Raw genomic sequence first — 25,146 nt, 5'->3', positions numbered from 1 at the left:
CTCACGTTTCCCCCGACCGGCCCTGGTCGTTGGGGGAGCGTGAACCACACTGCGAAGAGCGCACGGCCCGGCTCGGCCGCCGTGCTGACATGGGCAGGACTGCTGACCGTGCTGGCCCTCCTGACCGGCTGCACCGACACCCGGGAGGCCCTGCTCAACGGCAAGGCGAGATCCCCCGGCGACGCGATCAGCGTCTTCCCGGAGAACGGCGCGAAGGACGTCGACGAGGAGACCCGCATCGCCGTGAAGGTCCCCGACGGGCGGCTGGAGAGCGTCGAGGTCACGCGGATCGAGGACGCGCAGCAGCAGACGGTGGCGGGCCGCGTCTCCGAGGACGGGCGGTCCTGGGCCCCGGAGCGCGGGGCGCGGCGGCTCGCCCTGGCCGCGAAGTACAGCATCGACGCGGTCGCCGTGGACGGCCGGGGACGCCGCTTTGCCCGGCACTCCACCTTCACCACGCTCGTCCCCGAGCACCGCTTCATCGGCTACTTCAAACCGGAGAACCGGTCCACCGTGGGCACCGGCATGATCGTCTCCTTCTCCTTCAACCGCCCGATCGAGGACCGGGCGGCGGTGGAGAAGGCCATCCGGGTGACGTCCGATCCGGTGGTCGAGGTCGTCGGCCACTGGTTCGGGAAGGACCGGCTCGACTTCCGGCCCAAGACGTACTGGAAGCCCGGCACCGAGGTCACCGTCGACGTCGGGCTGCGGGACGTCGAAGGCGCCGAGGGCGTCTACGGCAGCCAGGACAAGACCGTCGTGTTCACGGTCGGCCGCTCCCAGATCTCCCGGGTCGACGCGGAGGCCAAGACGATGGAGGTGCGCCGGGACGGTGAACTCGTCGATACGGTCCCGATCACCGCCGGGGCCCCGAAGACCACCACGTACAACGGCCGGATGGTGGTCACCGAGATGCACGAGGTGACCCGGATGAACGGGGCGACCGTCGGCTTCACGGACAAGGAGGGCAAGGGCGAGTACGACATCGAGGACGTGCCGCACGCGATCCGGCTCACCGAGTCCGGGACCTTCCTGCACGGCAACTACTGGGCCGACGAGTCCGTCTTCGGCGAGGAGAACGTCAGCCACGGCTGCATCGGGCTGCGCGACGCCAAGGGCGGCGACGCCTCCGCGCCCGGCGGCTGGTTCTTCGACCGGACCCTGATCGGCGACGTGGTCGAGGTGGTCAACTCCCGGGACCGGAAGGTCGCCCCGGACAACGGGCTCGGCGGCTGGAACATGGGCTGGAAGAAGTGGAAGGCGGGCTCCGCCCTGCGTTGACCCCCCGGGGGCGGGCGCCGAACCCCCAGGGGTCCGGCGCCCGCCCCCGGGCGTCCCCGCGCCACCTGCGCGGCTCCCCGGAGAACCTCCGGACCAGTTGGGACGGAACGGTGACATTCCGGAGGGAGTTCCCCCCACTCGCGGTGTGATTATCTTGCGATGGGCGTGCAGGTGTAGCGCGCGGGGGAGCGGGCCACGGCGGGAGCCGGGCCGTGCGAGGGGAGACGACCACAGTGAACGGGCAGCCGATATCGGGGGCATCGGCCGGGGCGAGCGGGAAGCGGCGCGGCGGGACGGGGCTCCTGGCCCTGGTCCTGGGGGCGATGCTGTTGCTGGTGACGGCGTGCGGCGGCAGTGCCGACGCGGGGGACAAGAAGGGCGCCGCGGGCGGTGCCGAGAAGGGCGACACGGCCGCCTCGCAGGCGGTGGTGTCCATCGCGCCCGAGGACGGGGCGGAGTCGGTGGCGACCAGCGGCGCCCTGAAGATCGGCGCCGAGCGGGGCAAGCTGACCGCGGTGAAGGTCGCGGACCCCAAGGGCAACGAGGTCGAGGGCGAGATCTCGTCGGACGGCGCGAGCTGGACGCCCGAGCGGCACCTCGCCGCCGCCACCAAGTACACGGTCCACGCGGTCGCCGAGGACTCCGAGGGGCGTGAGTCGGCGAAGGACACCACCTTCACCACGCTCGTCCCGGCCAACACCTTCATCGGGCAGTACACGCCGGAGGACGGCTCCACCGTCGGCGTCGGCATGCCGGTCTCCATCAACTTCACCCGGGGCATCACCGACCCGGACGCGGTGGAGCGGGCGATCAGGGTGACGGCCGAGCCGGCCGTCGAGATCGAGGGCCACTGGTTCGGCAACGACCGCCTCGACTTCCGGCCGGAGAAGTACTGGGCGCCGGGCACCAAGGTGACCGTCGAACTCGGCCTCGACGGCGTCGAGGGCCGGCCGGGCGTCTACGGCAAGCAGTCCAAGACGGTGAAGTTCACCATCGGCCGCAGCCAGGTCTCCACCGTGGACGCGAGCACCAAGCGGATGAAGGTGGTCCGCGACGGCAAGCAGATCAAGGACATCCCGATCTCGGCGGGCGCCCCGGCGACGACCACGTACAACGGTCAGATGGTCATCAGCGAGAAGCTCAAGGTGACCCGCATGAACGGCGACACCGTCGGCTTCGGCGGCGAGTACGACATCAAGGACGTCCCGCACGCCATGCGGCTCTCCACCTCGGGCACCTTCCTGCACGGCAACTACTGGGGCGCGTCCTCGATCTTCGGCAACACCAACACCAGCCACGGCTGCGTCGGCCTGCGCGATGTGCGCGGCGGCTACGACGGCCAGACGCCGGCGGCCTGGTTCTACAACAAGTCGCTGATCGGCGACGTGGTCATCGTGAAGAACTCCCACGACAAGGTGATCCAGCCGGACAACGGCCTCAACGGCTGGAACATGGACTGGGAGGAGTGGAAGAAGTAGACCCCTTCCGCTCCTGAGGAATCCGGGCGGGCCCGGTGCTGTGACCAACGGCGCCGGGCCCGCCGCCGTTAGCGGTGGTTAACCTTTCGGCATGACTGTGACTCTCGAAGTACGCGACGGCGTCGGCACCATCCGGCTCGACCGGCCGCCCATGAACGCCCTGGACGTCGCGATCCAGGACCGGCTGCGGGAACTGGCCGAGGAGGCGGCGCGGCGTGAGGACGTGCGGACCGTGATCCTCTACGGCGGCGAGAAGGTGTTCGCGGCGGGCGCGGACATCAAGGAGATGCAGGCGATGGACCACACCGCGATGGTGCTCCGGTCCAAGGGCCTCCAGGACGCCTTCACCGCCGTCGCCCGCATCCCCAAGCCGGTCGTCGCCGCCGTCACCGGCTACGCGCTCGGCGGCGGCTGCGAACTGGCGCTCTGCGCCGACTTCCGGATCGCCGCGGACAACGCCAGGCTCGGCCAGCCGGAGATCCTCCTCGGGCTGATCCCGGGCGCGGGCGGCACGCAGCGGCTGGCCCGCCTCATCGGCCCCTCCCGGGCCAAGGACCTCGTCTTCACCGGCCGCATGGTCACGGCGGAGGAGGCCCTCACGCTTGGCCTGGTCGACCGGGTGGTCCCGGCGGCCGAGGTCTACGAGCAGGCCCACGCCTGGGCCGCCAAGCTGGCCAAGGGGCCCGCGCTGGCGCTGCGCGCGGCCAAGGAGTCGATCGACGCCGGGCTGGAGACGGACATCGACACCGGGCTCACGATCGAACGGAACTGGTTCTCCGGCCTGTTCGCCACCGAGGACCGCGAGCGGGGCATGCGCAGCTTCGTCGAGGAGGGTCCGGGCAAGGCCACGTTCCGCTGAGCCGTAGTCGTAACGGGTGCCCCGGTAGTCGGGACGGACGGTCCCGCGCGGGGAGTTCATCCGTGAGAGCGGATTATCCGGGCCTTAAGGCAACCTTAAGGCCCGGAGCCGTCTTTTGCCGGGCTGCCCTCGGAAGGCGAGGTGTCGCCGCAGCTCAGAGGGGTCTTTCAGAAGGGCGTCATGCCGGGGGCATATGCCAAAAGCCTTCCTCGGGCGGCCTGTTCGGGGGGTGCGGATTCCCGCGGATCCGCCCCGGGGGGCGATGTGTGCGGCCATGATGGTGGGCATGGCGGGCCTGGAGGGTGTGGATCAGCCGCGACCGCGCAGCAGCGCGACCGCGGCACGGTGGACGTCGACGATGGACGACGAACAGGCGTTCAAGGCGCTGGAGTTGTTCGGAAATCCGACCGAGGAGGAGGTCCGGCTGCCGTCGCGCCCGGAGTCGGCGGCGACGGCCCGGCGGCTCACCTCCTGCGTCGTGCTCCGCCAGTGGGCCCTCTCGCCGCAGACCGCCGAGTACGCGGTGCTCCTCGTCTCGGAGCTGGTCGGCAACGCCGTGCGCCACACCGGGGCCCGGGTCTTCGGTTTACGCATGGTGCGCCGCCGGGGCTGGATCCGCGTCGAGGTGCGCGACCCCTCGCGCGGGCTGCCGTGCCTGATGCCGGTGCGCGAGATGGACGTCAGCGGCCGGGGCCTCTTCCTGGTGGACAAGCTCTCCGACCGCTGGGGGGTGGACCTGCTCCCCCGCGGCAAGACCACCTGGTTCGAGATGCGCATCTCCGACCGCTGACCGCCGGTCCTCCGCGTCGGGCGGCCCGCGTCCGGCCGCCGGATACGCAGAAGCCCCCGGTCGGCCGGGGTGCGGCGCTGCGGGGGCTTCTGACGGGGGCCGTGAAATGGGGGGTGTGTTCACGGCCGCTTATGGCGACCTTGCCCGGGTCAATGGGGGTCGTGGCTCCGACTATGGCAGACGGGCGACCTCGGTGCCAAAGCGACTTGTCGGTATTTTCTAGGGCTAAACAGACATCGGATACGTGAATCGCAGGTGTGCTCCGTCACTTACCTGGCATTTCATGCATCATTATGGCGTCCCCTGAATGATTCATAGATCATTCGATGAACTGCCCAATCTCCGCATTTCGCCCATGCCGCCTCTACTGTGTCTCCGGAACCGGCGGGAGCCGGTGGCAGCCGGTGGCAGTCGGGGAGCACGAGGTGGTCGGGCATGGACGGGTACGGGACGCCGCCGGGCCGCCGTGAGGCGCTCGGCGCCGGGGCCGGAGCGCTGGCCGCCGCCCTGCTGGCGGGATGCGCCCGGGGCGACGGGGCGGCCGGCCCCGCCCGCCCGGGCCCGGCCGCCCCCGGCGCCTCCGACGGGCCCGGGCCCGGCGCGGCTCCTCGGCCCGCCGCGACCGGCCGGGCGACGCCCGGCGCCGCTTCCCCGGCGCCCGCCCCCCGACGCTTCCCCGGACTGCCCGTCCGCATCGCGCACGGCCCCCGCGACCGGCCCCGGGTCGCCCTCACCTTCGACGGGCGGGGCGACCCCGACCTCACGCTCGCCGCGCTCACCCGGTGCGAACAGGCCGGAGCACGCGTCACCGTGCTCGCCGTGGGGACCTGGCTCGCCCGGCACCCCGGCCTGGCCCGCCGCATCCTCGACGGCGGCCACGAGCTGGGCAACCACACCGAGCACCACCTCGACCTCGCGGCCCTCGACGAGCGGGCGGCGTACGAGGAGATCGCTTCCTGCGCACGGCGGCTGCGCCGGCTCACCGGGTCCGTCGGCGCCTGGTTCCGCCCCTCGCCCACCACGTACGCCTCCCCGCTCGTCGAACGGCTCGCGCGGCGGGCCGGCTACCCCCACCTCCTCGGCTGCGACGTGGAATCGCTCGACCACGCGGCCACCCGCGTCGCCGCCGTCACCCGCAAGGTCGCGGGGGAGCTGCGCAACGGATCGGTGGTGGAGCTGAGCCTCGGGCGTCCCGTCACCGTCGCCGCGCTGCCGCTGCTCCTCGCCGAGATCGGGCGGCGCGGGCTGCACGCCGTGACGGCCACGGAGCTGCTGGCCCGACCGGCCGCCGGGGCCGCCGGGGCGGCCCGATAACCTGACCCCTGACATTCGGCATCACGAAGGGGCGGAACTGTGGCGGACATCGAGTCGGCGCGGACGGTATTCGAGAAGTTCGACGCGAACGGCGACGGGCTCATCACGGCCAACGAGTACAAGAGCGCCATGGCCCAGCTGGGGGACCCCTTCGTCACCGAGACGGTGGCGCAGGCGATCATCAACGCCCACGACGCCAACGGCGACGGCCAGCTGACCTTCGACGAGTTCTGGGCCGCGCAGAACAAGGGCTGAACCGGACGGGCCGCGGCCGGACCGAACGGACCGCCGTCGTTCCGGACGCGTCGCGGCCGATCCGCACGGGCCGCCCCGGCCCGGCTCCCGGCCGACCGGGCGGCGCCTCTCCGTGATCCGGCCGAGGCCCGGACACTGGTGCGGACGGGTGCGGGGAGTACGTCCCGGAGGGCCCGTTCCCGGTGGGTTTCGACCGGAACACCCGTCATGTGCGGCTTGCCGCGTCTTTGTCCAGGAGTGAAGATCGGGCCGTGATGTTCTCCGGACCCTCCTCGGACCCGGCCCCGCCGACCGGGCCCGGCATGTCCCCGACGACGGCCCCGCCGAGACCCGCGGACCCCGGCGCGGCCCGCGCCCACGCGCTGCCCGAAGGACCGGCCGGGCCGCGGTCCGCACGCCCGTGGGCCGGGCCGCTGCTGGTGGGCGCCGCGGTCGGCCTCGCGCTCCTCGTGGCCCTGCTCGGCCCCGGCCTCGCGGCCCGCGGCACCGGGGAGCTCCGGATACCCGGGGCGGGGCTCGCCGCCGTGCTCCGCGCCGTCCTGTTCGCCGCCCTCGCCCTCCATCTGGGCGACCTCCTGGCCCCGCAGCTCATCCGGCCCGTGAGGGGCCGCCCCCGTACCGGCGTACGGAGCTGGGCGGTGGCCGCCTCGCTCGCCGGGGCCGCTGCCGCCGCCGGGCAGATCGTCCTCCTCGCCGCCGTCAGCGGCCTCGGCATCACCGAGACGTACGGCACCCGCGAGGGCGGACTGCTCCTCCTCATCGCCAACGGCCTGGTCGTCGCGGCCCTCTGCGCCGCGAGCAAGCGCCCGGCCCTCGCGCTCGCCCCGCTCGCCGTCGTCATCGGCGCGGAGGCCCTGCGCGCCCACCCGGAGGCGTACAGCCCCGAGTTCGGCGCCGCCCTCACCGTCGTCCACCTGACCGCCGCCTCGCTGTGGACCGGTGGCCTGCTGTACGTCCTGCGCACCATGTGGCTCTGGCGCGGCTCGCCCGTCGCGGCCCGCACGCTGCTCGGCCGGTACGCGCGCCTGGCGATCTGGCTGTACGTCGCCCTCGCCGCCACCGGCACGGTCTCGACGCTGCGCCGCCTGCCCCTGGACGTGGTGTTCACCTCCGCCTACGGGCGCACCCTGCTGGTCAAACTGGCGCTCATGGCCGTGGTCAGCGTGCTGGCGGTGGCCGCCCGGCGGCGGATGCTCCAGGACGCCGACCCCTCCGTCGCGCACCGGCTCGCCCGCCGCGAACAGGCCGTGCTGGCCCTGGTGGTGGTGGTCTCGGCGGTCCTCACCGCCGTCCCCGACCCGCACTGGATCTCGCTGCGGCCCTGACCCCTGCCGGGGCGGTCCCGCCGCCGCGCGCCTCCCCGGCGGGGCCCCACCGCGGTGGGGCCCCGCCGGGCCTTCCTCACGTGCCGTCGATGAGCCGCAGCGCGAACTCCGGCGAGAAGTCGCCGGCCTTGACCTGCGGCCCGGTGGCCGAGCAGCGTGAGTCGTCGGCGTGCCGGCCGTCGGAGTCGCCGGGGTTCTTGATCCACAGGTAGAACGCGGCGCCGCCCTCACCGGTCCGGGAGGGCGATCCCAGCTTGCGCAGCGGCGGGTTGCAGAACCCGACCTGGCCGCTGGTCTCGTCGCCGGGGATCCGGTACGCGCCGTTGCCGTTGCGGGAGGTGTCCACGACCCAGGTCGTGTCCACGCCCAGCCGCTCCTTGACGCGGGCGGCGAGCCGGCGGCCGTAGTCGTCGGAGATGCCGGTGGAGTGGTAGTTGGCCACGTTCACCGCCACGCCGTCGGCCAGGTAGATGCCCGAGCGGCCCAGCAGGTCGGCCATGTCGCTCAGGCCGATGCCCTTGTCCGCCGGGTCGTCCTCGCGGCGCTCGCCCAGCGTCCAGGTGGCGTTGCCTGCGTCGAGGTACGTCTTGACGTACGGACCCTGCGCGTCGAGGTGCTGGTTGGCGTACCAGAGCATGTCGAAGCGGGCCTCGCGCTGCTGGGTCGTGAGGCAGTTCTGCTCCACGTCCGCCTGGGCCACCGCGTCGGGCTCCAGGACGACGATGGCCGGCCGCTTGCCGATGCCGGCGATGAAGGCGTCCATCCACTCCTTGTACAGCCTGGGGCCGTCCGCGCCGCCGTCGGAGGCGCCGCCGCAGTCCCGGCCGGGGATGTTGTAGGCGACGAGTGTGGGCAGTTGGCCGGCGGCCGTGGCCCGGGTGACGTACGTGTCGACGGCCAGGCGCACGTCGGAGTTCCAGTCGCCGAACCACTTGACGGTCATCCGGTCCGCCACTTCGGTGCGGATCCTGGCGCGGGTGAGCCGGTACGGATCGTGCTCGGGGGCGGGGGCGGCGTCCACCCACTTCCTGGCGTTGGACTCGGGGTCGACGAAGAAGCCCTCGCGCGGTGTGGACGTCGTCAGCGAGACGTTGTCGAAGGCGAAGGCGCGGTGCTCCTTCTGCGCGCCGAGCTGGAAGGTTATCTGGCCGCCCTGACCGGCGGTCGTATCGATCGTGGAGCGGAAGGTCCACTGGTACCGCTTGCTCACGGTGCCCAGGGTGATGGACTCGCGGAGGGGTGCGGTGAATTTCCCGCCGGACTCCTGGACGGTCGCCACGATGTCCGCCGGAGCCGAGGAGCGGGCGTCGAAGGAGAGGGTGTACAGCGCGCCCTCGCGCAGCCGGACGCCGTCGCGCCCCAGCATCGCGTGGTACACCTCGGTCTTCTCGGGGCCCACGGAGGTCTTCATCGTGCCGCCGGTGTAGTCGGCGCCGGTGCCCGTGGAGGACCACCAGGTGCCGGTCGGAGGGGCGGTGCCGAAGTCGCCCTCGGGAGCGAGTTCTCCGTAGAGCAGCGGCTCGGGCGCGGCGTGCGCGGTGGAGGCCGGCAGCATCAGGGAGGCGGCCAGCAGGGGTAACGCGGTGAGGGTGTACAGCAGGGATCTCGTACGCACCGGTGTCGGTGTCCTTTGCTCGTGAGGATGGGGAGACGGGTGCGGGCGCTTCGGCGCCGCGCCCGCGGGGGACGGCTGAGGGGTCCTCAGGGGAGGGGGCCCTCCGCCGCCCCCCTCGCCGGGAAGAGGCCTTCGTGTGCGCTCCATACCGCCGCCCCCAGTTATTCGAACATGCGCTCGCATGCGAACGGTGATCATCCAACCGGAGGCGTGCGGGCGTGTCCATCCCCGCGACCCGCCCGACAGCACGAGAGGGGGCGGACGACGGCGTTCCGGTCCGTGGACCGTCCTGTTCCGTCGTCCGCCCCCTCGGCGCCGCGCGCGGAAGGCGCGGCCCATCGGGCGGTGCGGGCCCCCTACTTCAGGTAGACCAGCCCGTCCGTGGTCAGGGCCGGGCGGCCCTTGGTGCCGACGACCACGATCTTGACCGTGTGCTTGCCGGCGGAGGACCAGGACGTGGTCCAGATCGCCTGCCGGTACTTGGTGGCCGAGGACTTCAGGTCCACGGTGGCGGCCTTCTTGCCGTCGACGTAGACGTACGCCTGCCCCGAGGTGGCGGCCCGCGACACCGTCCAGGCGACGGAACGGCCGGTGAACGTCCAGGTCAGGGCGGAGCCCTTGGTGCTGCTGGAGTAGGACTTGCCGCCCAGGTAGCTGCTGGAGGACTTGGTGGTCCACTTCCCGCTCTTCTTGGCGGCGGACTCCTGGAGGATCACCGGGGCGCCGGAGACCGAGGCGGCCGCCGTGTTGCCCGCCCGGTCGTACGCCGTCATCTTCCAGGTGGTGGCCTTGGCGGGCTTCGCGGTGTGCGAGGCGCTGCCCGTGGTCGGGCCGTATGTCTTGGCGACGGGCGCGGTGAGCCGGACCTCCTTGAGGGAGGCGGCGTCGACGGCCTTCCACTTCAGGGTGACCGGGGCGGCGGTGGTGTTCACCGTGCCGGTGCGCAGGGCGAGGGACGGCTTGGCGGAGAAGACCGGCGCGGTGCGGTCGGCGACGACGGTCGCCACCGGCGACAGGGAGGTCTTCCCCGACTGGTGGGTGGCCCGGACCTGGACGGCGTGCTTGCCCACGGCGAGGGTGGCGGTCGCCGAGGTGACGTTGCCCGCGACGGTGGCCACGGGCTTCCCGCCGACGAGGAGTTCGTAGCTCTTCACGAGCGCGGCGGGCGTGGTCGCCTTCCAGCCGACGGTGACCTGCGACCGGGTGTAGTACGTCGAGCCGGAGGCGTTCGCCCCGGTCACCGAGGATATGGCGAGCCCGGCGACGGGCCCGGCGGCCAGCGTCCGGACGGCCGGGAGCTGCTGGTAGAGCGAGAGGCCGGGGCACTCGGTGGCGAACCCGTCGCGGTGCCCGGAGATCCGCTGGAAGCCGTACTGCTGCCCGGCGACGAACTGCTTGTGGGCCATGTTGTTGCCGTTGGCCCCGGCGGTGAGCTGGACCGTGCCGGCCGGGTCGGCCTTGTACTGCCCGAGCTTCCACGCGGCGACGCGGGCGACGGCGGTGGTCGCGGCGGTCGCGGCCTTGGTGTCGGTGTACATGCCGATCACGGCGATTCCGGTGGTGTCCCGGTTGAAGCCGTAGGTGTGCGCGCCCATCACGGGCCGGTCCACGCCGCCCTTGCGGCCCTCGAAGACCGTGCCGCACTTGTCGACGATGAAGTTGTAGCCGAGGTCCTTCCAGCCGTTCGACTTCACGTGGTACGTGTGCAGGCCGCGCACGATGGCCGCCGAGTCGGCGCAGGAGTACGCGTTGGTCTGCGCCGTGTGGTGGACGAAGACGGCCTTGACCTGGTCCAGGTAGTCGGGCGCCTCGGTGCTGAGCGACTCGTCCGCCTTCCAGCCCGCGCGGGAGACGATCGGCGGCTGCGGAACGGTGGACGGCGGGCCGGGCGTCGACGTGGGCGTCGGCGAGGCGGTGGGCGTCGTCGGCGACGCGGAGGGGGTGGGGGACTCGGTGCTCGGGACGGGGTCGGGGCTCGGCGGGGCCGGCGACTCGGTGGTCGGGGTGGGCGCCGGCTCGTCCGTGGGCGTCCCGCTCGGCTCCTCCGCGGGCGGAGTGACCGGCGGCTCCTCGGGCGTCGGCTCCTCGCCGGGGGTCTCGTCGACGGTGAACGCGGCCGGTTCGGCGGCGAGCGGGCCCGGGGAGCCGCCCGGGTCCACGGTGTCGAGCCGCAGCCCCGCGGGCAGCCCGGACCGGGAGCCCTCGGCGGTGGTCACCCGGACCTCGACGCCGTTGGAGGGGCCGACCCAGCGGGGCTCGGTGGTACCGCGGACACCGGGCCGGCCGGCCTCGGTACGCCCGTCGATCTCGATGTCCAGCGGCAGCCAGCCGGTCCACTCGCCGGTGGCGGCGGAACGCGTACGGGCCTCGACCCGGCCGTCCACCTTGGCGGCGGGGTCGGTCCAGGTCACGCCGAGCAGGCTGAAGGGCGCGGTGTCGCGACGGGTGAGGGAGGCGGAGCTGCCGTCGGCGGAGGCCTTCAGCGCGGCCCGGTGCACATCGGGCGTGACGGGGGCGGACTTGGCGTCGGCCCCCCGCTCGCCGCGCTCGCCGTCAAAGGCGCCGGTCGTGCCCTGGAACACCAGGACACCGGCCACGGCGGCCGTGGTGACGGCGGCCGTGGTCCAAACTCTTCGCTGCACTCTCATGTGTGTTTTCCCGGGGACGTCGCTGATGGGAAGGCAGAGCGTTCCGACCGGTCAGGCGCTGACCGGGGGCACGACGTCGCCGTCGGCCCGGCCGGTGGGGCGACCCGGGACATGCTGCGGCCCACAGTCTTCCACGGGGCCCGGGGAGCGGTGCTCCGGGCCCCGTGGCGGGCGGCGGCGTGCGGACGGGTCGGTGGTACGGGCGGCGCGGGCGGTTCAGGCGGCGAAGTGGCGGGACAGGGAGTCCCGCTCGTCGCGCTCCACCAGGTCCGGGCGCGTGTAACGCTCGGCGCGGGCATGGTAGTCGAAGTCGCCCCGGACGAGCCCCCGGTAGTCCTGGACGCAGCGTTCGAGGGCCTGCCGGGTCGGGCCCTCGATGCCCGCCGCCTCGATTTCCTCGATCAGTTCCTTCTCCGCCCGGTGCACCCGTTCGGCCACCCGGGCCAGTTGGATCCCGGCCTCGTCGACGGCTTCCTGGAGGGTGCACCCCCGGTCGCGTTGGATCAGCCGTACGGCGTTGTGCTCGTAACCGAGAGCCGCTTCCTTCTCGAAGGAGCAGATGTCGTTGCAGAGTCCCGAATGGTCGGTGACCGCGTTCCGCAGGGCGATATAGGCGGGCAGGCTCCGGGCGGAATCCGGGAGGTCGATGCCGGCGGTGATCTCGTGCAGGCAGAGAAAGGGCTGCATGGCGACCGAATCGCGGCGGTGCTGGAGGAAGTCGGCCCTGCTCGGCACCTGTCCGGCGGCCCGTTCGACGGCCTCGGCGTAATACGTCCACAACCAGGCGGCGGTGTCCCGACGGAACTGCCGGTTCCACTGCGGCGATCGGCCGGTGCAGGTCCGGTCCCGCAGCCCGGCCAGAGCCCGCTCCATCGGTCCGTGGGGCGCCGCCCCGTCGAAGACGTCCACCAGGCGGGCGATCGCCGCCTCGCACACCAGGGGGTCGCGCCCGGCCGGGCCGTCGTCGAACTCGTCGTCCACGAGGAAGGCCCAGAACAGCCATTGGCAGAACAGGTCGAGATGTTCCTGGGAGGCCTTCGGGAAGATGAGGGAGATCCACAGTTCCGGGCGGGTGCGAATCATTTTCCGGCGGGCCGGGACGGAGAGGTCCAGTCCTTCGGACTCGGCCCATTCCCAGGCGGCCTCACGCGTTTCGGCCAGACCGGGATGGCAGCCGGCACTCTCGAACGGCATGTGAAACGCGGGTAAGGTGATCTGGCTCATTGCTGCCCCTCGTCTGATGAATACAGGCGGATGATGATGTACGGCTCATTCGGGGTGACCGGGCCGGGGACGGGCCCGCCCGGAGGCCGGCCGGCGGGCGGCCGTGCGAGGTGGGAGGGCCATCGCGGTCCTCCTCCTTCCTCTGCCGGGGGCCGGGGACGCCGGGGCAGGGCAGGCGAGCCGGTGGGCGAGCGCGTCACCATGGGTGATGCCCAGTCAACCCCGAGTGGGGGCGCGGAGGGAAGCATGTGTGACCGAAAATGTCTGATCGCCCCTGATTCCCTGATCAGTACTGAGCCGGCTGTGCACTACTGAGGTCATGCCCCGGCGTGTTGTCCGGGCGGCGCCCCGTCCCGGGGGCGTTGGAAGAGCGAGATCCGGCCGATCGCGCTCGACGGGCCTGAACCAGAGCCGCGCGCAAGGGCGTTGACGCGGCGGCGCGCCCCGGCCGGGCACGCGCCGCGCGGGTGGACGCGCCCCGTGTCGTAGGAGCGACATGTCGTAAGCGCGACACCGGAAAAGCTGGTGCGGCTGTCGGGGGAGCCCGATTCTGGAGCCGCACCGCGTGTCCGTTTCCTTGCCCCCTGGAAAGGTTCCGATGCACATACGGCTTCGCCATGCCGCCGTTCTGACGGCAGGGGCCCTCATCGCCACCCTGGCTCCCACCTCCTCCGGCGCGAGCGCCGCCCCCGCGCCTCCCGGCACGAACTCCGCCGCCCGCCCCCAGGTCGCCTCCATCACGCTGGTGACCGGTGACCGGGTGCGGTTGGAGACCTTTTCCGACGGCCGGAAGACCGTGTCCGTCGAGTCGGCCCCGGGAGTTCCGGAGGCCGGCTTCACCCAGCTGGAGATCGACAAGCAGCTGTACGTGCTGCCCCGCGCCGCGATGCCGTACATCTCCTCTGGCAAGCTGGACCGGCAGCTGTTCAACATCACCTCCCTGATCGAGCAGGGTTACGACGACGCCCACGCCTCCGCCATCCCCCTGATCGCCCGCTACACCGGCGGTACGGACCCCACGGCCAAGGCGGCGCCCGCCGGTTCGCGCAAGGGCCAGGTCATCAAGAGCCTGCGCGGCTCGGCGCTGAAGGCGGACAAGAAGCAGGCAGGGCGCTTCTGGAAGGCCATCGACGACGACGCGCTCGCCGGGGGCGACGCGCGAAACGCCTCCAGGAGACCTTCCCTCAAGAACGCCGCCTTCGAGGGCGGCGTCGAGAAGCTGTGGCTGGACGGGAAGGCCCACGCCTCCCTCGACCGCAGCACCGCGCAGATCGGCGCCCCCGAGGCATGGCGGGCCGGCTACGACGGAAAGGGCACGACCGTCGCCGTCCTGGACACCGGCGTCGACGCCACCCACCCCGACCTGGCCGGGAAACTCGGCGACGTACGCAACTTCACCACCGACCCCACCGCGAACGACGGCCACGGCCACGGCACCCACGTCGCCTCCACCATCGCCGGCAGCGGGGCCGCCTCGGACGGCTCGCGCAAGGGCGTGGCGCCGGGAACACGGCTGCTGGTCGGCAAGGTGCTCGAAGACAGCGGCGCCGGCTCGTACTCCGCCATCATCGCCGGCATGGAGTGGGCCGCCCGCGCGGGCGCCGACGTCGTCAGCATGAGCCTGGGCGGCCAGCCCACCGACGGCACGGACGTCCTCAGCCTCGCCCTCAACAGTCTCAGCGAGGAGACCGGCGCCCTCTTCGTCGTCGCGGCGGGCAACACGGGCGCCGACTACACCGTGGGTTCCCCGGGCGCCGCGGAGAAGGCCCTGACCGTGGGCGCCGTCGACCGCGACGACGCGCTGGCCGACTTCTCCAGCCGCGGCCCGCGCGTCGGGGACGACGGCGCCAAGCCCGACCTCACCGCTCCCGGCGTCGGCGTCGTCGCCGCCCGCGCCGCCGGTACGTCCATGGGCCGCCCGGTGGACGCGGCCTACACCGCCGCGTCGGGTACGTCCATGGCGACCCCGCACGTGGCGGGTGCGGCGGCGATCCTGGCGGGGCAGCACCCCGACTGGAGCGCCCGGCAGCTCAAGGACGCGTTGATGAGCACGACGCGTACCGCTCCCGGCCGGACGGTCTACGAGCAGGGCGCCGGCCGGGTGGACGTGGCCCGCTCGGTGCGCCAGCGGGTACACGCCACCGGCACGGCCGCCTTCGGCTCCATGGAGCCGGACGCGGGCCCGCGGAAGGTGGGCGTCACCTACACCAACGACGGCGACGCGCCCGTCACGCTCACCCTGCGCGCCACCTTCGACAAGCTCTACGGCTCCCCGGCCCCGGCAGGCGTCCTGGAGCTCCCCGAGCAGGTCACCGTGGACGCCCACGGCACCGCCGAGGTGGCCGTGACCCTCGACGCGCCCGCCCTCGCGGAAGGTGTCTACGGCGGCCGCCTCACCGCCGTCTCGGCCGACGGGCAGACCGTCGCGCACACCGTTCTCTCCGCGGCGAAGACCCCGGTCATGCACAAGGTCACGCTGCGCGGCATCGACCGCGCCGGGAAGCCGGCCGCGATCTCGCCGCTGATCATGCAGAGTCTGACGGGCGCCTCCGACGTCTACGAAGAGGTGGCGGCCGGGCGGAGCCTGACGGTGAACCTGCCGGAAGGCACGTACTCCCTGCAGGGCCTCATCTCGCAGTACACGGAGGAGAACGCCGCCTACAGCCTGGTGGTCGACCCGCGTGTGCAGGTGAGCGGGGACATGGAGCTGGTGCTCGACGCGCGCAAGGCGGTCCCCGTGGAGATCCGGACCCCCAAGCCGGCCGTGCAGCAGGGCGTGCTGCACTTCTTCACCCGCTGGAAGAGCGGCGACCACGAGGTCGTCAACTCCTTCGTGCAGGGATTCAGCGGCGGGCAGTCCCTCTACGTCACGCCCACCGAGAGAGCCCCCGAGGGAACGGTCTTCGAGTTCACCTCCCGCTGGCAGCTGGCCGCACCCACGCTCGGCGCACGCGCGGTCTCCCGCTCCGCCGCGACCGGTGTCCCCGTCCGCCTGCTCCACAACTCCCCCGCCGTGCAGGGCGTGCGGCGCCTGCGGGTGGTCGACGCCGGCGCGGGGCGCCCCGAGGACTACGCGGCGCTGCGTGCACGGGGGACGGACGTCCGCGGAGCCGCGGTGCTCGTGAAACTGGAGGAGCCGTTCTACGACGAGGCGGTGGCCGAGGCCGCCCGTGCGGGAGCGGCGGCCGCCGTCATCAGCGGCGCCACCGGTGACATGTACCAGCCCGCGATCTGGCAGCCGGTGAGCGCGCGGCTGCCGGCGATCGCCCTGTTCGCCCCCCGCACCGCCGCACAGCGGCTGCGCGCGCCGGGCACCGTCCTGGAACTGAAGGGAACCCCCGACAGCCCCTACCTCTACGACGTCCTGCAGGTCTCCGAACAACGCGTCCCCGAGCGCGTGGTCCACCGGGTGGGACCGGAGAACACGGCCACCGTGGTCTCGCGCTACCCGGACACGAGCGGAACGGGCTACGTCACGGAGAACCGTCAGGCCTACCGCCCGTGGCAGGAGGTCGGCGTCGCCATGCTGTCCCGGTACGTCCGCACCGGCCAGGTACGGACGGAGTACCTGAGCGGCCCCGCCGACACCCGGTGGCTGCACTGGGTCAACCCCCGCACCGCCTGGGCGGTCCACGCGATGGGGACCGGCATGTTCGGCCCCCTGCGCACCTACCGGCCCGGTGAGCGCACCGCGGAGAGCTGGTACGCCCCCGTGGTGCGCCCGGCGATCCCCCGCGGTGTCGAAGGGCTCGCCCAGCGCGAGGGCGACAAGCTGACCATCGGGATCCCCGAGTTCGCCGACACCGCCTCCGGCCACTACGGCTACGCCCTGCCCGGCGGGAACGCCGCCACCCCCTACCCCGACGAGACCCGTGCCGTACTGCGCCATGAGGGCAAGGTCCTCGCCGAGGGCCCGCGAGCGTGGGGCGTCTTCCCGGCGGGCGGGGACGACGGGCGCTACCAGCTGGATCTGGACGTGAAGCGCACCAGCCCCGAGGGCACCCTCTCGCGGGCCACCGGCACCCGCTGGTCGTTCACGGCCCCCCGCCCCGCCGAGGGCGAGAAGTCGCCGCTCCCCCTCCTCCAGCTCGACTACGACGTGGCCACCGACCTCCGGGGCTCCGCCCCCGGCTCCCGATCCTTCGCCTTCGACGTGAGCGCCCGCCACCAGGACGGTCTGACGGGCCGTTCCGTGAAGGGCGTGCAGGTGTCCGTCTCGTACGACGACGGCGAGCACTGGCGGACGGCGACGGCCTCCGCCCGGGGCGACGGCGCCTACCGCGTCCGGGTCGCCCACCCCCGGGCGGACCGCACCAGCGGGTACGTCACGCTGCGGGTCCGCGCCTGGGACGACGCGGGGAACGAGGTGACGCAGGAGATCGAACGGGCGTACGCGCTGAGGTAGTACGCGGGACCAGGAAGCCGCGACCGGCCCCGGTCGCGGCTTCCGCACGCCCTACGACAACCAGTCGCGCCGCGCCGCCTGCCACACCAGCTGCGTACGCGTCGTCGCGCCCGCCCGCTGCATCAGCGCGGTGATCCGGCGCTGCACCGTGCGGTGACTGACGCCGAGCTGGGTGGCGATCGCCTTGTCCGCCACCCCCGCGACGACCAGGGAGAGCAGATAGCGCTCGTCGTCGGCGAGGCTGCCGCCCGGCCCCATGCCCCCGGCGAAGTCGGCCAGCCCGCCCTCCGCCGTGACGTGCAGCGGGGTTCCCGCCGCCCACTGGATGTCGAACAGGGCGATGAGGGCGTCCAGGAGGGTGCTGCTGCGGATGATCGCGGCGGTCGGCTCGCCGCGGGCTCCGGACGCCTTGCCCGGCATCAGCGGACAGACGGCGACGGAGCTGTCGATGATGACCATGCGCACGGGCAGGGTGCTGGTGGCGCGCGCCGTCTCCCCGGCGCGGATGCCCTGGGCAACGTTGTCGACCATGCCGGGCTCCTCCAGGCAGGCCCGTTCGTAGATCGCCTCGTAGCGGATGCCCTGGGCGAGCAGTTCGAACTCCTCGGTGTTGTCCTGGGCGCGCAGCGCCACGGGATCGGCCTTGCAGAACCACCGCAGGTCGCTGCGGGCCCCGTAGGCGAGCCGGCGCAGACGCCGGCGGATGGCGCCGCCGCCGGTGATCACCTCCACCAGCTGCCCCGCGTCATGGCAGCGGCCCGCCGCCCGGTACTCCTCGGTCAGCTGCTCCACTCCGCGCCGGGCCCCCTCCAGCGCCTCCTGGCCGCGTGCCAGCAGCGGTTGCAGCGCCACGTCCGGCGGGACGGGCACGTACCGCGTGCCGCCGTCGCCCGGCGGGCGCTCGACCAGGCCCTTGTCGTGCAGGGAGGACAGAAGCAGCGCCGCCTCGTTCTCCCGGAGGTGGAGCCGCTGGACGATCTCGTCCACATCCGCGTTCCGCACCTCCACCAGGAGGCGGTAGATCCGCTCCTCCGCGGCCCCGATGCCCGCTATCTCCAGCATGCGCCCTCCCTCGCCCCCGCCCGCCCCGGGCGGACGCCCACGGTGACGTCCATGATCGAACAGGATGCGAGCGGCCCTGTCGAGCGCCCGTGGGGCGCCAGGGCACGGAGTCGCCCCGGTCCGCCCCGCGGGAGGGGCCCGCGTCCCGCCGGTGCGGGCCCAGGCGCTTCACCCTCCCGGCGGCCGGGGGCCGCGCGAAGGGATCCGCCCGGTGGTCACAGGTTCACCGCGGACGCGGTCTCCCGCAGCTCCCGCTCGTCCATGTCCGCGACGCGGGTGGTGAAGAACCAGGAGTGGCCGAACGGGTCCTCCAGCTCCGCCTGGAGATCGCCGTGGAACTGCAGCTCCACCGGGCGGATCACCTGCGCCCCGGCGGCGGCGGCCCGCCGGGTGAACGCTTCGACGTCCGGCACGAAGACCAGCAGGTTGACCGGCGTGCCGCCCACCGTGCGCGGGCTGCGGAAGCGGTACTCGGGGTGCTCGTCGCGCAGCATGAACACGGCCTCGCCGATCCGGAACTCGGCGTGTGCGATCTTGCCGCCCTGCCGCGGGATCCGGGTGCTCACCTCGGCGCCGAACGCCGTCCGGTAGAAGTCCAGGGCCGCCGCGGCGTCGTGCACGTTGAGGTAGGGGACGCCGCTCCTGTACGCGTCGGGGACCGGGTTCGTCATGACGTTTCCTCTCGTCGTCGGGTGAGTCCATCCTCGGCGCCCCCGGCGCCCCCGCCAACGACGAGATCCGCAACGGTCGTTGAGCCGGGCTCAACGACCGGTCCGCACGTCGGCCCGCAGCAGCTCGATGAACACGCGGACCCGGCCGGTCAGGGCGCCGGCCGGCCAGACGGGCCCGTACTCGATGGGAGGCAGGCCGGTCAGCGGCAGGTACACGATGTCGGGCCGGGCGTGGTAGCGCACGGCCTGGCGGCCCACCACGGCCATTCCCGCACCGGCGCTGACGAGCGTCAGCAGTTCCTGCCGCGACGTCGCCGTCTCCTCGCGCCGCACCGTACGGCCGCTGGGCGCCTGCGGCGGGACGAGCGCGTCCAGCAGGTAGCCGGGGGCGCCGGCCGGTACGAGCACGGTGTCCCGGGTGAGGTCCTCCACGGTGGCGCCGTCCCGCCGGGCGAAGGGGTGCCGGGCGGACACGGCCAGCATGCGCTCGTCGCGCAGCAGTACCGGCCCGCTGTCCAGACCGGCCTCGCGCACGGGCAGTTCGGTGATCTGCACGTCGAGTTCCCCGCCGCGCAGCGCGCCGAACGCATCGGACAGATGCACCTCCCGGATACGCGTCTCACAGCCGGGGTGACGGCCGCGGAAGGACGTGGCGGCGGCCATGACGGCCTCCCCCACCAGGGGGCTGGAGAAGCCCACGCGCAGCACTCCGGTGACTCCCCGCCCCGCGGCGACGGCCCGGGCGATTCCGTCCTGGATCCGCTGGTGTCCGGCCCGCACGTCCTCCCGCAGCGTGCCGCCGATGCCGGTCAGCGCGACCGACCGGCTGGTCCGCAGGAACAGCGCCACCCCGAGCCGCCGCTCCAGCTGTTTGACCGTCTGGCTCACCCGTGCGGTGCTGATCCCCAGCCGCTCGGCCGTCCGCCCGAAGTGCAGTTCCTCGGCCAGGGTCAGAAACACCTCGATCTCCCGCAGTTCCATCCCCGCAGGTTAAACAGCCGCTGCCGGGCCGCCGACGCCGGGCGGCGACCGGCTCCCGGGCCGCTGCCGGGGCGAGGGCGCCGGGGACCCCCCGCCGTGCGGACGCGGAAGGCCCCGGCGCCGCCGAGGACGGCAGCGCGCCGGTCAGGGCCCACGGCCTCAGCACTCGATGATGTTCACCGCGAGCCCGCCGCGCGCCGTCTCCTTGTACTTGACGGACATGTCCGTGCCTTGTTGCACTATGCCCTTGACCTGCATGTTCGGAGGTAGATGAGCTGCCCTGCATGCCAGCAGGGACTTCTCAGGGACTTTCGGCCGGGAGGGGTCCCGCAGCCAGGCATCCATCGCGGCGATCCCTCGCTGCCCCGCACCGGGCATGAAGTGAGCGTAGTGGTCGAGGGTGACCTTCGGTGTCGAGTGCCCGAGCCACTTGGACAGGCTGACGACCGACTCACCGGCCTCCAGCTGCACGCTCGCGTAGGTGTGGCGGAGGACGTGGAACATGTCCTCGCGTGGGGCGGCGTAGAGCAGGACCCGGCGAACCCGGTTGCCGTCGTGCCGTACCTTCTCGCCCACGGGCTTGATCAGCCCGGCGGCGGCGAGCGCACGCTTCCAGCTGCGGTCGTTCCAGGTGCGGTAGTAGATGCGATTGCCGTGCGACGAGGTGAGGATCAGTTCGACCGTGATCGGCTTCCGCTGGCGCTCCTCGAGCGCGGTGGTCGGGGCCTCCGGGTTTCGCCAGGGCAACGTGCAGGAAGTCGACGGGAACCGGCGGAAGTGAGCTCGGGCCCGGAGGGCGAGGTTGGCCGGCAGGGGGACCTCGCGGGTCTTGCGCCCCTTGGGGAGCGAGAAGTAGGGGCGGCCTTTGATGTCCCACCTGAGCTGGCGGCGGATGTGGACGACTCCAGCCGCGAAGTCGAAGTCCTCTTCGGCGAGACCGAACGCTTCGCCTTGGCGCAGCCCGAGGCCGATGCCGAGATCGACCGCGATCTGGTAGCGGTCCTGCAACTCCGCGCGGACGGCGTCGACGACCTCACGTGACCACGCCTTGGCCTTGCTGTCGATTGCTCGTGGGGGCTTGACGCTGTTCTTCGCCTTCATCGGGTTGCGCAGCAGACGCTGGTCGTCGACGGCGCTGCCGAGGATCGAGGACAGGTGTCCCCAGATCACCTCTGCCGTCGACTCTTCGACCCTCGTGAGTAGTGCTGCCTTGAAGGTCCGTAGAGCGGACGCGTCGATCTCACGCAGGGCGTAGTCGCCCACCAACGGGATGATGTGGTTCCAGATGCGGCTGCGCATCGGGTCCGCCGTCGAGGGTTCGTCGGAGCGGCCCGCCCACCAGTACTCGGCGATGTAGTCGGCGACAAGTATCTCGCCCTTGCGGGGATCGACGAACTCACCACGGCTGGAGTCCGTCTTGGCGCTGGCGAGCCACTGCTTCGCGTCCTCGCTGGTGTGGAACGACCGGTCCTGGATGCCGGGAATCCCCTTCACTCGGTAGCGCTTCCCGGTGCCGTAGATCGCGGTCCGCTCCCGCTTCCCGGTCAGCTTGTCGGGGCGCTTCTTCAGCCATCGGTCTTCTATGTAACCCGCCATGACGGGGCCCTCCAGTGGTGCGTGATCATGAGCTGGTCGGTGTTAACGCGATCTGCGGCACGATCCAATCCCCGTGCGGAGAACTTCTTCTCGGGGAGGCCGGACGCGTTAGCCACCGCGCTACTGCGTGGCCTTCGAGCGCCGTTGCGGCTTCCGGCTCAGCGGGTCGAGGGCGCGGTTGGAGCGGGAGTCCGCTCGCTCCTGATCGCGGACCCACTCGTCGAGCGCCGTGATCCGGTACATCACGCGCCGTCCCATGCGGAAGCTGGGAGGCCCCTGTCGGCGGTGTCGCCAGACGTACAACGTGTTGGGTGAGATACCGAGGTACTCGGCAGCACTGGGAAGGGTCAAGAAAGCGGTCTGGGATGCTCCGCGCGGCTCCGGCATGGGTCGACTCCTGTCGTGTGGGGCGATGACAGGACGAGATTCCAGGGAAAGGCCGAGTTGGACGAACCGGGTTCTTGCGATAAAGAGGGCGTTGCCGAAATGGTTCTTGTGATGCCGAAGCAGCTAACGGTGGTTGTCCGCTGCGCTAAGGCCGAGGCATGGGTCTGCAAACGAGAGCGGGACTGGCCACTCGTCGGACAGCCCGGTTCATGAAGCGCGAGATTAGCGGTCAGACTGTGGGTCGGCGCATAACTGACCTGGAACGGAGACGCCGTGACGGACCTCCCCACAGACGGCCAGCCCATCGAAGCCGTACCGACGGAGTACAGCGGCACCACTTTCCGTTCTCGGCTCGAAGCCGACTGGGCCTGCACCCTCGACACCCACAGCATCCTCTGGCAGTACGAGCCTGAGCGAATCATCCTGCCGTCAGGGGCGCATTACCTGCCGGACTTCTGGCTACCCGAGATCGGGACATGGCTTGAGGTCAAGGGACCGTCCACGCCTCGTAAGGAAAAGGCCGTCGAGCTAGGCAAGGCGCGCGCCTGCCACTGCGACGGCCCCTGCGCCTGTGCGTGGCCCGGTGGCGAGATGGTTCTCCTTGGCTGGGTCGCGGAACGCACCCATGGCGACATCAACGTGGCTCGCAGCCGTTCGGGCTATGCCAGTTGGGCCGCCGCTTACGGGCCCAGCGCGTACTTCGTGTTGTGCCCCTGGTGCGGGCTCAGACAGTGGATCACTCTGCGCCGTCCGTGGAAGTGCCGTGCCTGTTGCCGCAGTCTGGAAAGCGAGGAGCTCTACCAGCCCCACGACCGTGTGCTGCCCTTCGGGAGCGGCTCGGTGTGGTCGCCTGCGGACACGGCGGCCATTCGCAGGGAGATCGCCGCACAGATAGCCGAGGCAGAGGCCGCCGACTTGGAGGACTCTCGCTCGGAGGCCCCGTACGAAGAGTGAGGGCGCGGGCGCGTAATGCTCGCCCACTCGCGAGTGAAGGTCCACCCTCGGCCGGGCACCGAATGGGCGCCGTGCGGTCGCCACAAGGCGGCGGTACTTCGACGGCTCTCCAGGGGCGGTCGGTCGAGGGCGCTGAACCCCACAGGTCTGGAACAGATCCGCGCGCCCGGCGTTTTCACCACATGGCGGCCCGAACACTGCGGGCTGCCTCCGCCGAAGGAGGCTCATCATCCGCGTCTACCGCCGACATCCCTACGCCGTCTTGGTCGACGCCGTCACCCTTCTCAATCAGGACCTGAGCCCCACCGCCCGCCTTACATACGCCGTCCTCACCGCAGACCAACAGGTCGACGAGGGCAGCGACACCTTCGACCTAGACCACATTGCCCGCGTTGTGGGCCTGGCCGACTCGGACGCGCTGCTACCAGTCCTTGCTGAACTCACCGCGGTCGGTGTAGTCGACAAGCGTGAGCACCACGGCCTGGGTCTTGTCCTCTCCGTGAACCTCGAGGCGATACCTCCAGCCGACCAGCAACCGTGCGTGCCCTGCGACGACTGCGGCCAGTGCTCGTGCAGTGGCCTGAGAGGGGTTTGCCAGCCCTGCTCAGAGGTCCGGGCATCACGTGTCCCCGAGGCGGAGAGCACCAATGAGATGGACTCCCGGTGGGTCTATGCCGTGTCCACCGAAGCCGACCCGAAGTCCATAAAGATCGGTGTTGCCGGGAACATCCAGAAGCGCCTTAAGCAGCTCCAGATTGGGTCGGCGTCTCCTATAGTGCTGCGCTGGCAGTCGCCGGGCGGATTTCCGTTGGAGAGCCACCTCCACGAGAAGTTCACCCGGCTGCGGATCGTAGGGGAGTGGTTCAACTTCCAGCGCACTGCAGACCCAGTGAAGGCCATCAACAAGGCGGCGCGGACCTTCCTTCAGCAGTACGACGCCACCCATTGAGGCTGAGCTCGTGGGATCGTGGCCGGTCAGGCGGTTCTGATGTCCAGACCGGTCTCGGCGAGGCTGCGCCCCGGCAACGCATCACCCGGGTCGCTGCCGACCAGTTGCGCCTTCACAGTGACGTCAAAGAAGCGCTCCTTTCGCGGGACTACAGGTGCTTCAGAAGCAATCAGTGCGTTTGCGCGGTCTCCCGCCGGCTAGCACTCGCTGGCCTACGTCGAACACATGGATAAGGTCGCGGTACCCGACCTGGAGAGGTAGCCGCATGGACCCCGAGATCGTGATCGCGCAGACGACGAGTGACGACGAGGAGCAGGCGAAGACCCTCGCCAGAGGCGCTGTTGAGAGCAAACTGGCGGCGGGCGTTCACATCGATGCGCCCATCACCGCCTTCTACTGGTGGCAGGGGAAGGTCGAAGCGGCGCAGGAGTGGCGGATCTCCTATATGACATCGTCGGACCGCCTCCCTGCACTGGAGGCATGGCTTCACGAAAGGCACCCGTACGACGTCCCCCAGTGGGTCACACTGCCTGTGACCGGAGGGTCGGAGGCGTACTTGTCCTGGGTCGTCGACGAGACGCGTCCGCAGTAGAGGTCACCACGACAGCGCTTCGCTCTCACCTAGCCTGTGCGCTTGGACGCTTCACGGTGTCGCGAACGTCAGCAGGTGGCTGGCCAGATCATGCTCGGTGTCGGGAAGCCCGGCAGCGATGGTCTGCGCCCGCTGACGGCCCATGGTGTTGGGCTTCGACTCCGCCGCTGCTGCGAACTGGTGCGCGACGTAGGCCCCGCGGTCTACGTCGCCGCCGCGCAGAAGTGCGGACGCCAGGTCACCCAGGACGACCACACCGGACTCGGGTAGTCCACCGCCGAGGCGCTCGACTGCGGAGTCGGCGGTGGCCGTCAGCTCCTGACGCTTGAGTTCGCCGTAGACCGAGAGGGTTAAGGAGTCCATCCGGTACGGCGTCACGAAGCGGACCCATGCCTGCTCGCTCGTATGGTCGGCGAAGTCATAGGCGAACTTGGCTTGGTCCAGCGCGCGAAGGGCGCCAGCGTCATCGCCCGACTGAGCGGCCTCCTCCGCGTACCGGCCCAGGGCCCACGCTGCGGCGGTTGCATTGCCACGTCCGCGTACGTCCTGAGCTGCCTGCGAAAGCATCTCCAGCGCCTTCGCGGGGCTGGGGGCACCGTAGCTCGCGTAGCCCAGAGCCAGGGCGCGCAGAGGGGGGTGTCCAGCCTTCTTCGCGCACTCCGGTCCATGACTGAACATTACGCCTTATGGCCCGAGCTGAAACCGGGTTCGACGGCACCGTTTCGATCATTTTCCGATCCCGTCGCGACCGCGGCCGTGC

The 25,146-nt window shown here is 71.6% G+C and carries 19 protein-coding genes and 1 pseudogene; 11 read left to right on the top strand and 9 right to left on the bottom strand.

Going from position 1 to position 25,146, the window contains the following annotated elements:
* Positions 1-39: 39 nt before the first annotated feature.
* The 7 genes from AMK24_RS00100 to AMK24_RS00070 all read left to right on the top strand — a co-directional run bounded on the left by AMK24_RS00100 (position 40) and on the right by AMK24_RS00070 (position 7,302).
* The gene (locus tag AMK24_RS00100; protein ID WP_073763656.1) at positions 40-1,281 is read left to right on the top strand and encodes a L,D-transpeptidase; all 1,242 of its coding nucleotides are present in this window, start codon (positions 40-42) and stop codon (positions 1,279-1,281) included.
* A gap of 233 nt (positions 1,282-1,514) precedes the next feature.
* The gene (locus tag AMK24_RS00095) at positions 1,515-2,759 is read left to right on the top strand and encodes a L,D-transpeptidase (protein WP_073763654.1); all 1,245 of its coding nucleotides are present in this window, start codon (positions 1,515-1,517) and stop codon (positions 2,757-2,759) included.
* A gap of 91 nt (positions 2,760-2,850) precedes the next feature.
* Positions 2,851-3,618, top strand: coding sequence for an enoyl-CoA hydratase/isomerase family protein (locus AMK24_RS00090; RefSeq protein ID WP_073763652.1), 768 nt, complete (start codon positions 2,851-2,853; stop codon positions 3,616-3,618).
* A gap of 274 nt (positions 3,619-3,892) precedes the next feature.
* Positions 3,893-4,408, top strand: coding sequence for an ATP-binding protein (locus AMK24_RS00085; protein WP_073763650.1), 516 nt, complete (start codon positions 3,893-3,895; stop codon positions 4,406-4,408).
* A 435-nt stretch (positions 4,409-4,843) separates the two neighbouring features.
* Positions 4,844-5,722, top strand: coding sequence for a polysaccharide deacetylase family protein (locus tag AMK24_RS00080; protein WP_073763648.1), 879 nt, complete (start codon positions 4,844-4,846; stop codon positions 5,720-5,722).
* A 39-nt stretch (positions 5,723-5,761) separates the two neighbouring features.
* On the top strand, positions 5,762-5,977 hold the full coding sequence (locus tag AMK24_RS00075; RefSeq protein WP_073763646.1) for an EF-hand domain-containing protein: 216 nt from the start codon (positions 5,762-5,764) through the stop codon (positions 5,975-5,977).
* 302 nt (positions 5,978-6,279) lie between these two features.
* Positions 6,280-7,302, top strand: coding sequence for a CopD family protein (locus tag AMK24_RS00070; protein ID WP_384579976.1), 1,023 nt, complete (start codon positions 6,280-6,282; stop codon positions 7,300-7,302).
* A gap of 76 nt (positions 7,303-7,378) precedes the next feature.
* Here the strand turns inward: AMK24_RS00070 and AMK24_RS00065 are convergent, their stop codons facing one another.
* From AMK24_RS00065 to AMK24_RS00055, 3 genes are all read right to left on the bottom strand, one after another.
* Complete coding sequence (locus AMK24_RS00065) at positions 7,379-8,917, bottom strand: glycoside hydrolase family 6 protein (protein ID WP_073763642.1); 1,539 nt, start codon at positions 8,915-8,917, stop codon at positions 7,379-7,381.
* 356 nt (positions 8,918-9,273) lie between these two features.
* Positions 9,274-11,565 (bottom strand): peptidoglycan recognition protein family protein, encoded by a 2,292-nt coding sequence (locus AMK24_RS00060; RefSeq protein ID WP_073763640.1) that lies wholly within the window; start codon positions 11,563-11,565, stop codon positions 9,274-9,276.
* Positions 11,566-11,781: 216 nt separating this feature from the next.
* Positions 11,782-12,759: a terpene synthase family protein gene (locus tag AMK24_RS00055; protein WP_073763638.1), complete on the bottom strand. Its 978-nt coding sequence runs from the start codon at positions 12,757-12,759 to the stop codon at positions 11,782-11,784.
* Between the two features lie 628 nt (positions 12,760-13,387).
* On the opposite strand from AMK24_RS00055, the gene AMK24_RS00050 reads away from it, so the two are divergent.
* Positions 13,388-17,194, top strand: a complete 3,807-nt coding sequence (locus AMK24_RS00050) for a S8 family peptidase (RefSeq protein WP_073763636.1) — start codon at positions 13,388-13,390, stop codon at positions 17,192-17,194.
* Positions 17,195-17,245: 51 nt separating this feature from the next.
* On the opposite strand, the gene AMK24_RS00045 is transcribed toward AMK24_RS00050, so the two are convergent.
* From AMK24_RS00045 to AMK24_RS35105, 5 genes are all read right to left on the bottom strand, one after another.
* Positions 17,246-18,256, bottom strand: coding sequence for a helix-turn-helix domain-containing protein (locus tag AMK24_RS00045; RefSeq protein ID WP_073763634.1), 1,011 nt, complete (start codon positions 18,254-18,256; stop codon positions 17,246-17,248).
* Between the two features lie 215 nt (positions 18,257-18,471).
* Entirely contained in the window at positions 18,472-18,927 is a 456-nt protein-coding gene (locus tag AMK24_RS00040) for a VOC family protein (protein WP_073763632.1), read from the bottom strand.
* A gap of 90 nt (positions 18,928-19,017) precedes the next feature.
* Positions 19,018-19,908 carry a LysR family transcriptional regulator gene (locus AMK24_RS00035; protein ID WP_073763630.1) on the bottom strand — a complete coding sequence of 297 codons (891 nt, stop codon included), beginning with the start codon at positions 19,906-19,908 and terminating at the stop codon, positions 19,018-19,020.
* A gap of 159 nt (positions 19,909-20,067) precedes the next feature.
* A complete protein-coding gene (locus AMK24_RS00030) occupies positions 20,068-21,504 on the bottom strand; it encodes a tyrosine-type recombinase/integrase (protein ID WP_107427325.1) in 1,437 nt (478 codons plus the stop codon).
* Between the two features lie 120 nt (positions 21,505-21,624).
* A complete protein-coding gene (locus AMK24_RS35105) occupies positions 21,625-21,891 on the bottom strand; it encodes a helix-turn-helix transcriptional regulator (RefSeq protein ID WP_073763628.1) in 267 nt (88 codons plus the stop codon).
* A gap of 273 nt (positions 21,892-22,164) precedes the next feature.
* Here AMK24_RS35105 and AMK24_RS00020 point away from each other — a divergent pair, with 273 nt between their 5' ends.
* The 3 genes from AMK24_RS00020 to cutA all read left to right on the top strand — a co-directional run bounded on the left by AMK24_RS00020 (position 22,165) and on the right by cutA (position 24,386).
* Positions 22,165-22,845, top strand: coding sequence for a hypothetical protein (locus AMK24_RS00020; RefSeq protein ID WP_073763626.1), 681 nt, complete (start codon positions 22,165-22,167; stop codon positions 22,843-22,845).
* Positions 22,846-23,107: 262 nt separating this feature from the next.
* Positions 23,108-23,794 (top strand): GIY-YIG nuclease family protein, encoded by a 687-nt coding sequence (locus AMK24_RS00015; protein WP_073763623.1) that lies wholly within the window; start codon positions 23,108-23,110, stop codon positions 23,792-23,794.
* A 265-nt stretch (positions 23,795-24,059) separates the two neighbouring features.
* Positions 24,060-24,386 (top strand): divalent-cation tolerance protein CutA, encoded by a 327-nt coding sequence (gene cutA, locus AMK24_RS00010; protein WP_073763620.1) that lies wholly within the window; start codon positions 24,060-24,062, stop codon positions 24,384-24,386.
* A 51-nt stretch (positions 24,387-24,437) separates the two neighbouring features.
* Here the strand turns inward: cutA and AMK24_RS00005 are convergent.
* Positions 24,438-25,046 (bottom strand): annotated as a pseudogene (locus AMK24_RS00005) (transcriptional regulator); the annotation flags it as partial.
* Positions 25,047-25,146 lie beyond the last annotated feature (100 nt).

Source organism: Streptomyces sp. CB02366 (assembly GCF_001905905.1).
GTDB lineage: Bacteria > Actinomycetota > Actinomycetes > Streptomycetales > Streptomycetaceae > Streptomyces.
Note: the sequence above shows the minus strand (reverse complement) of the source record. Positions and strands in the feature narration are given on the sequence as shown.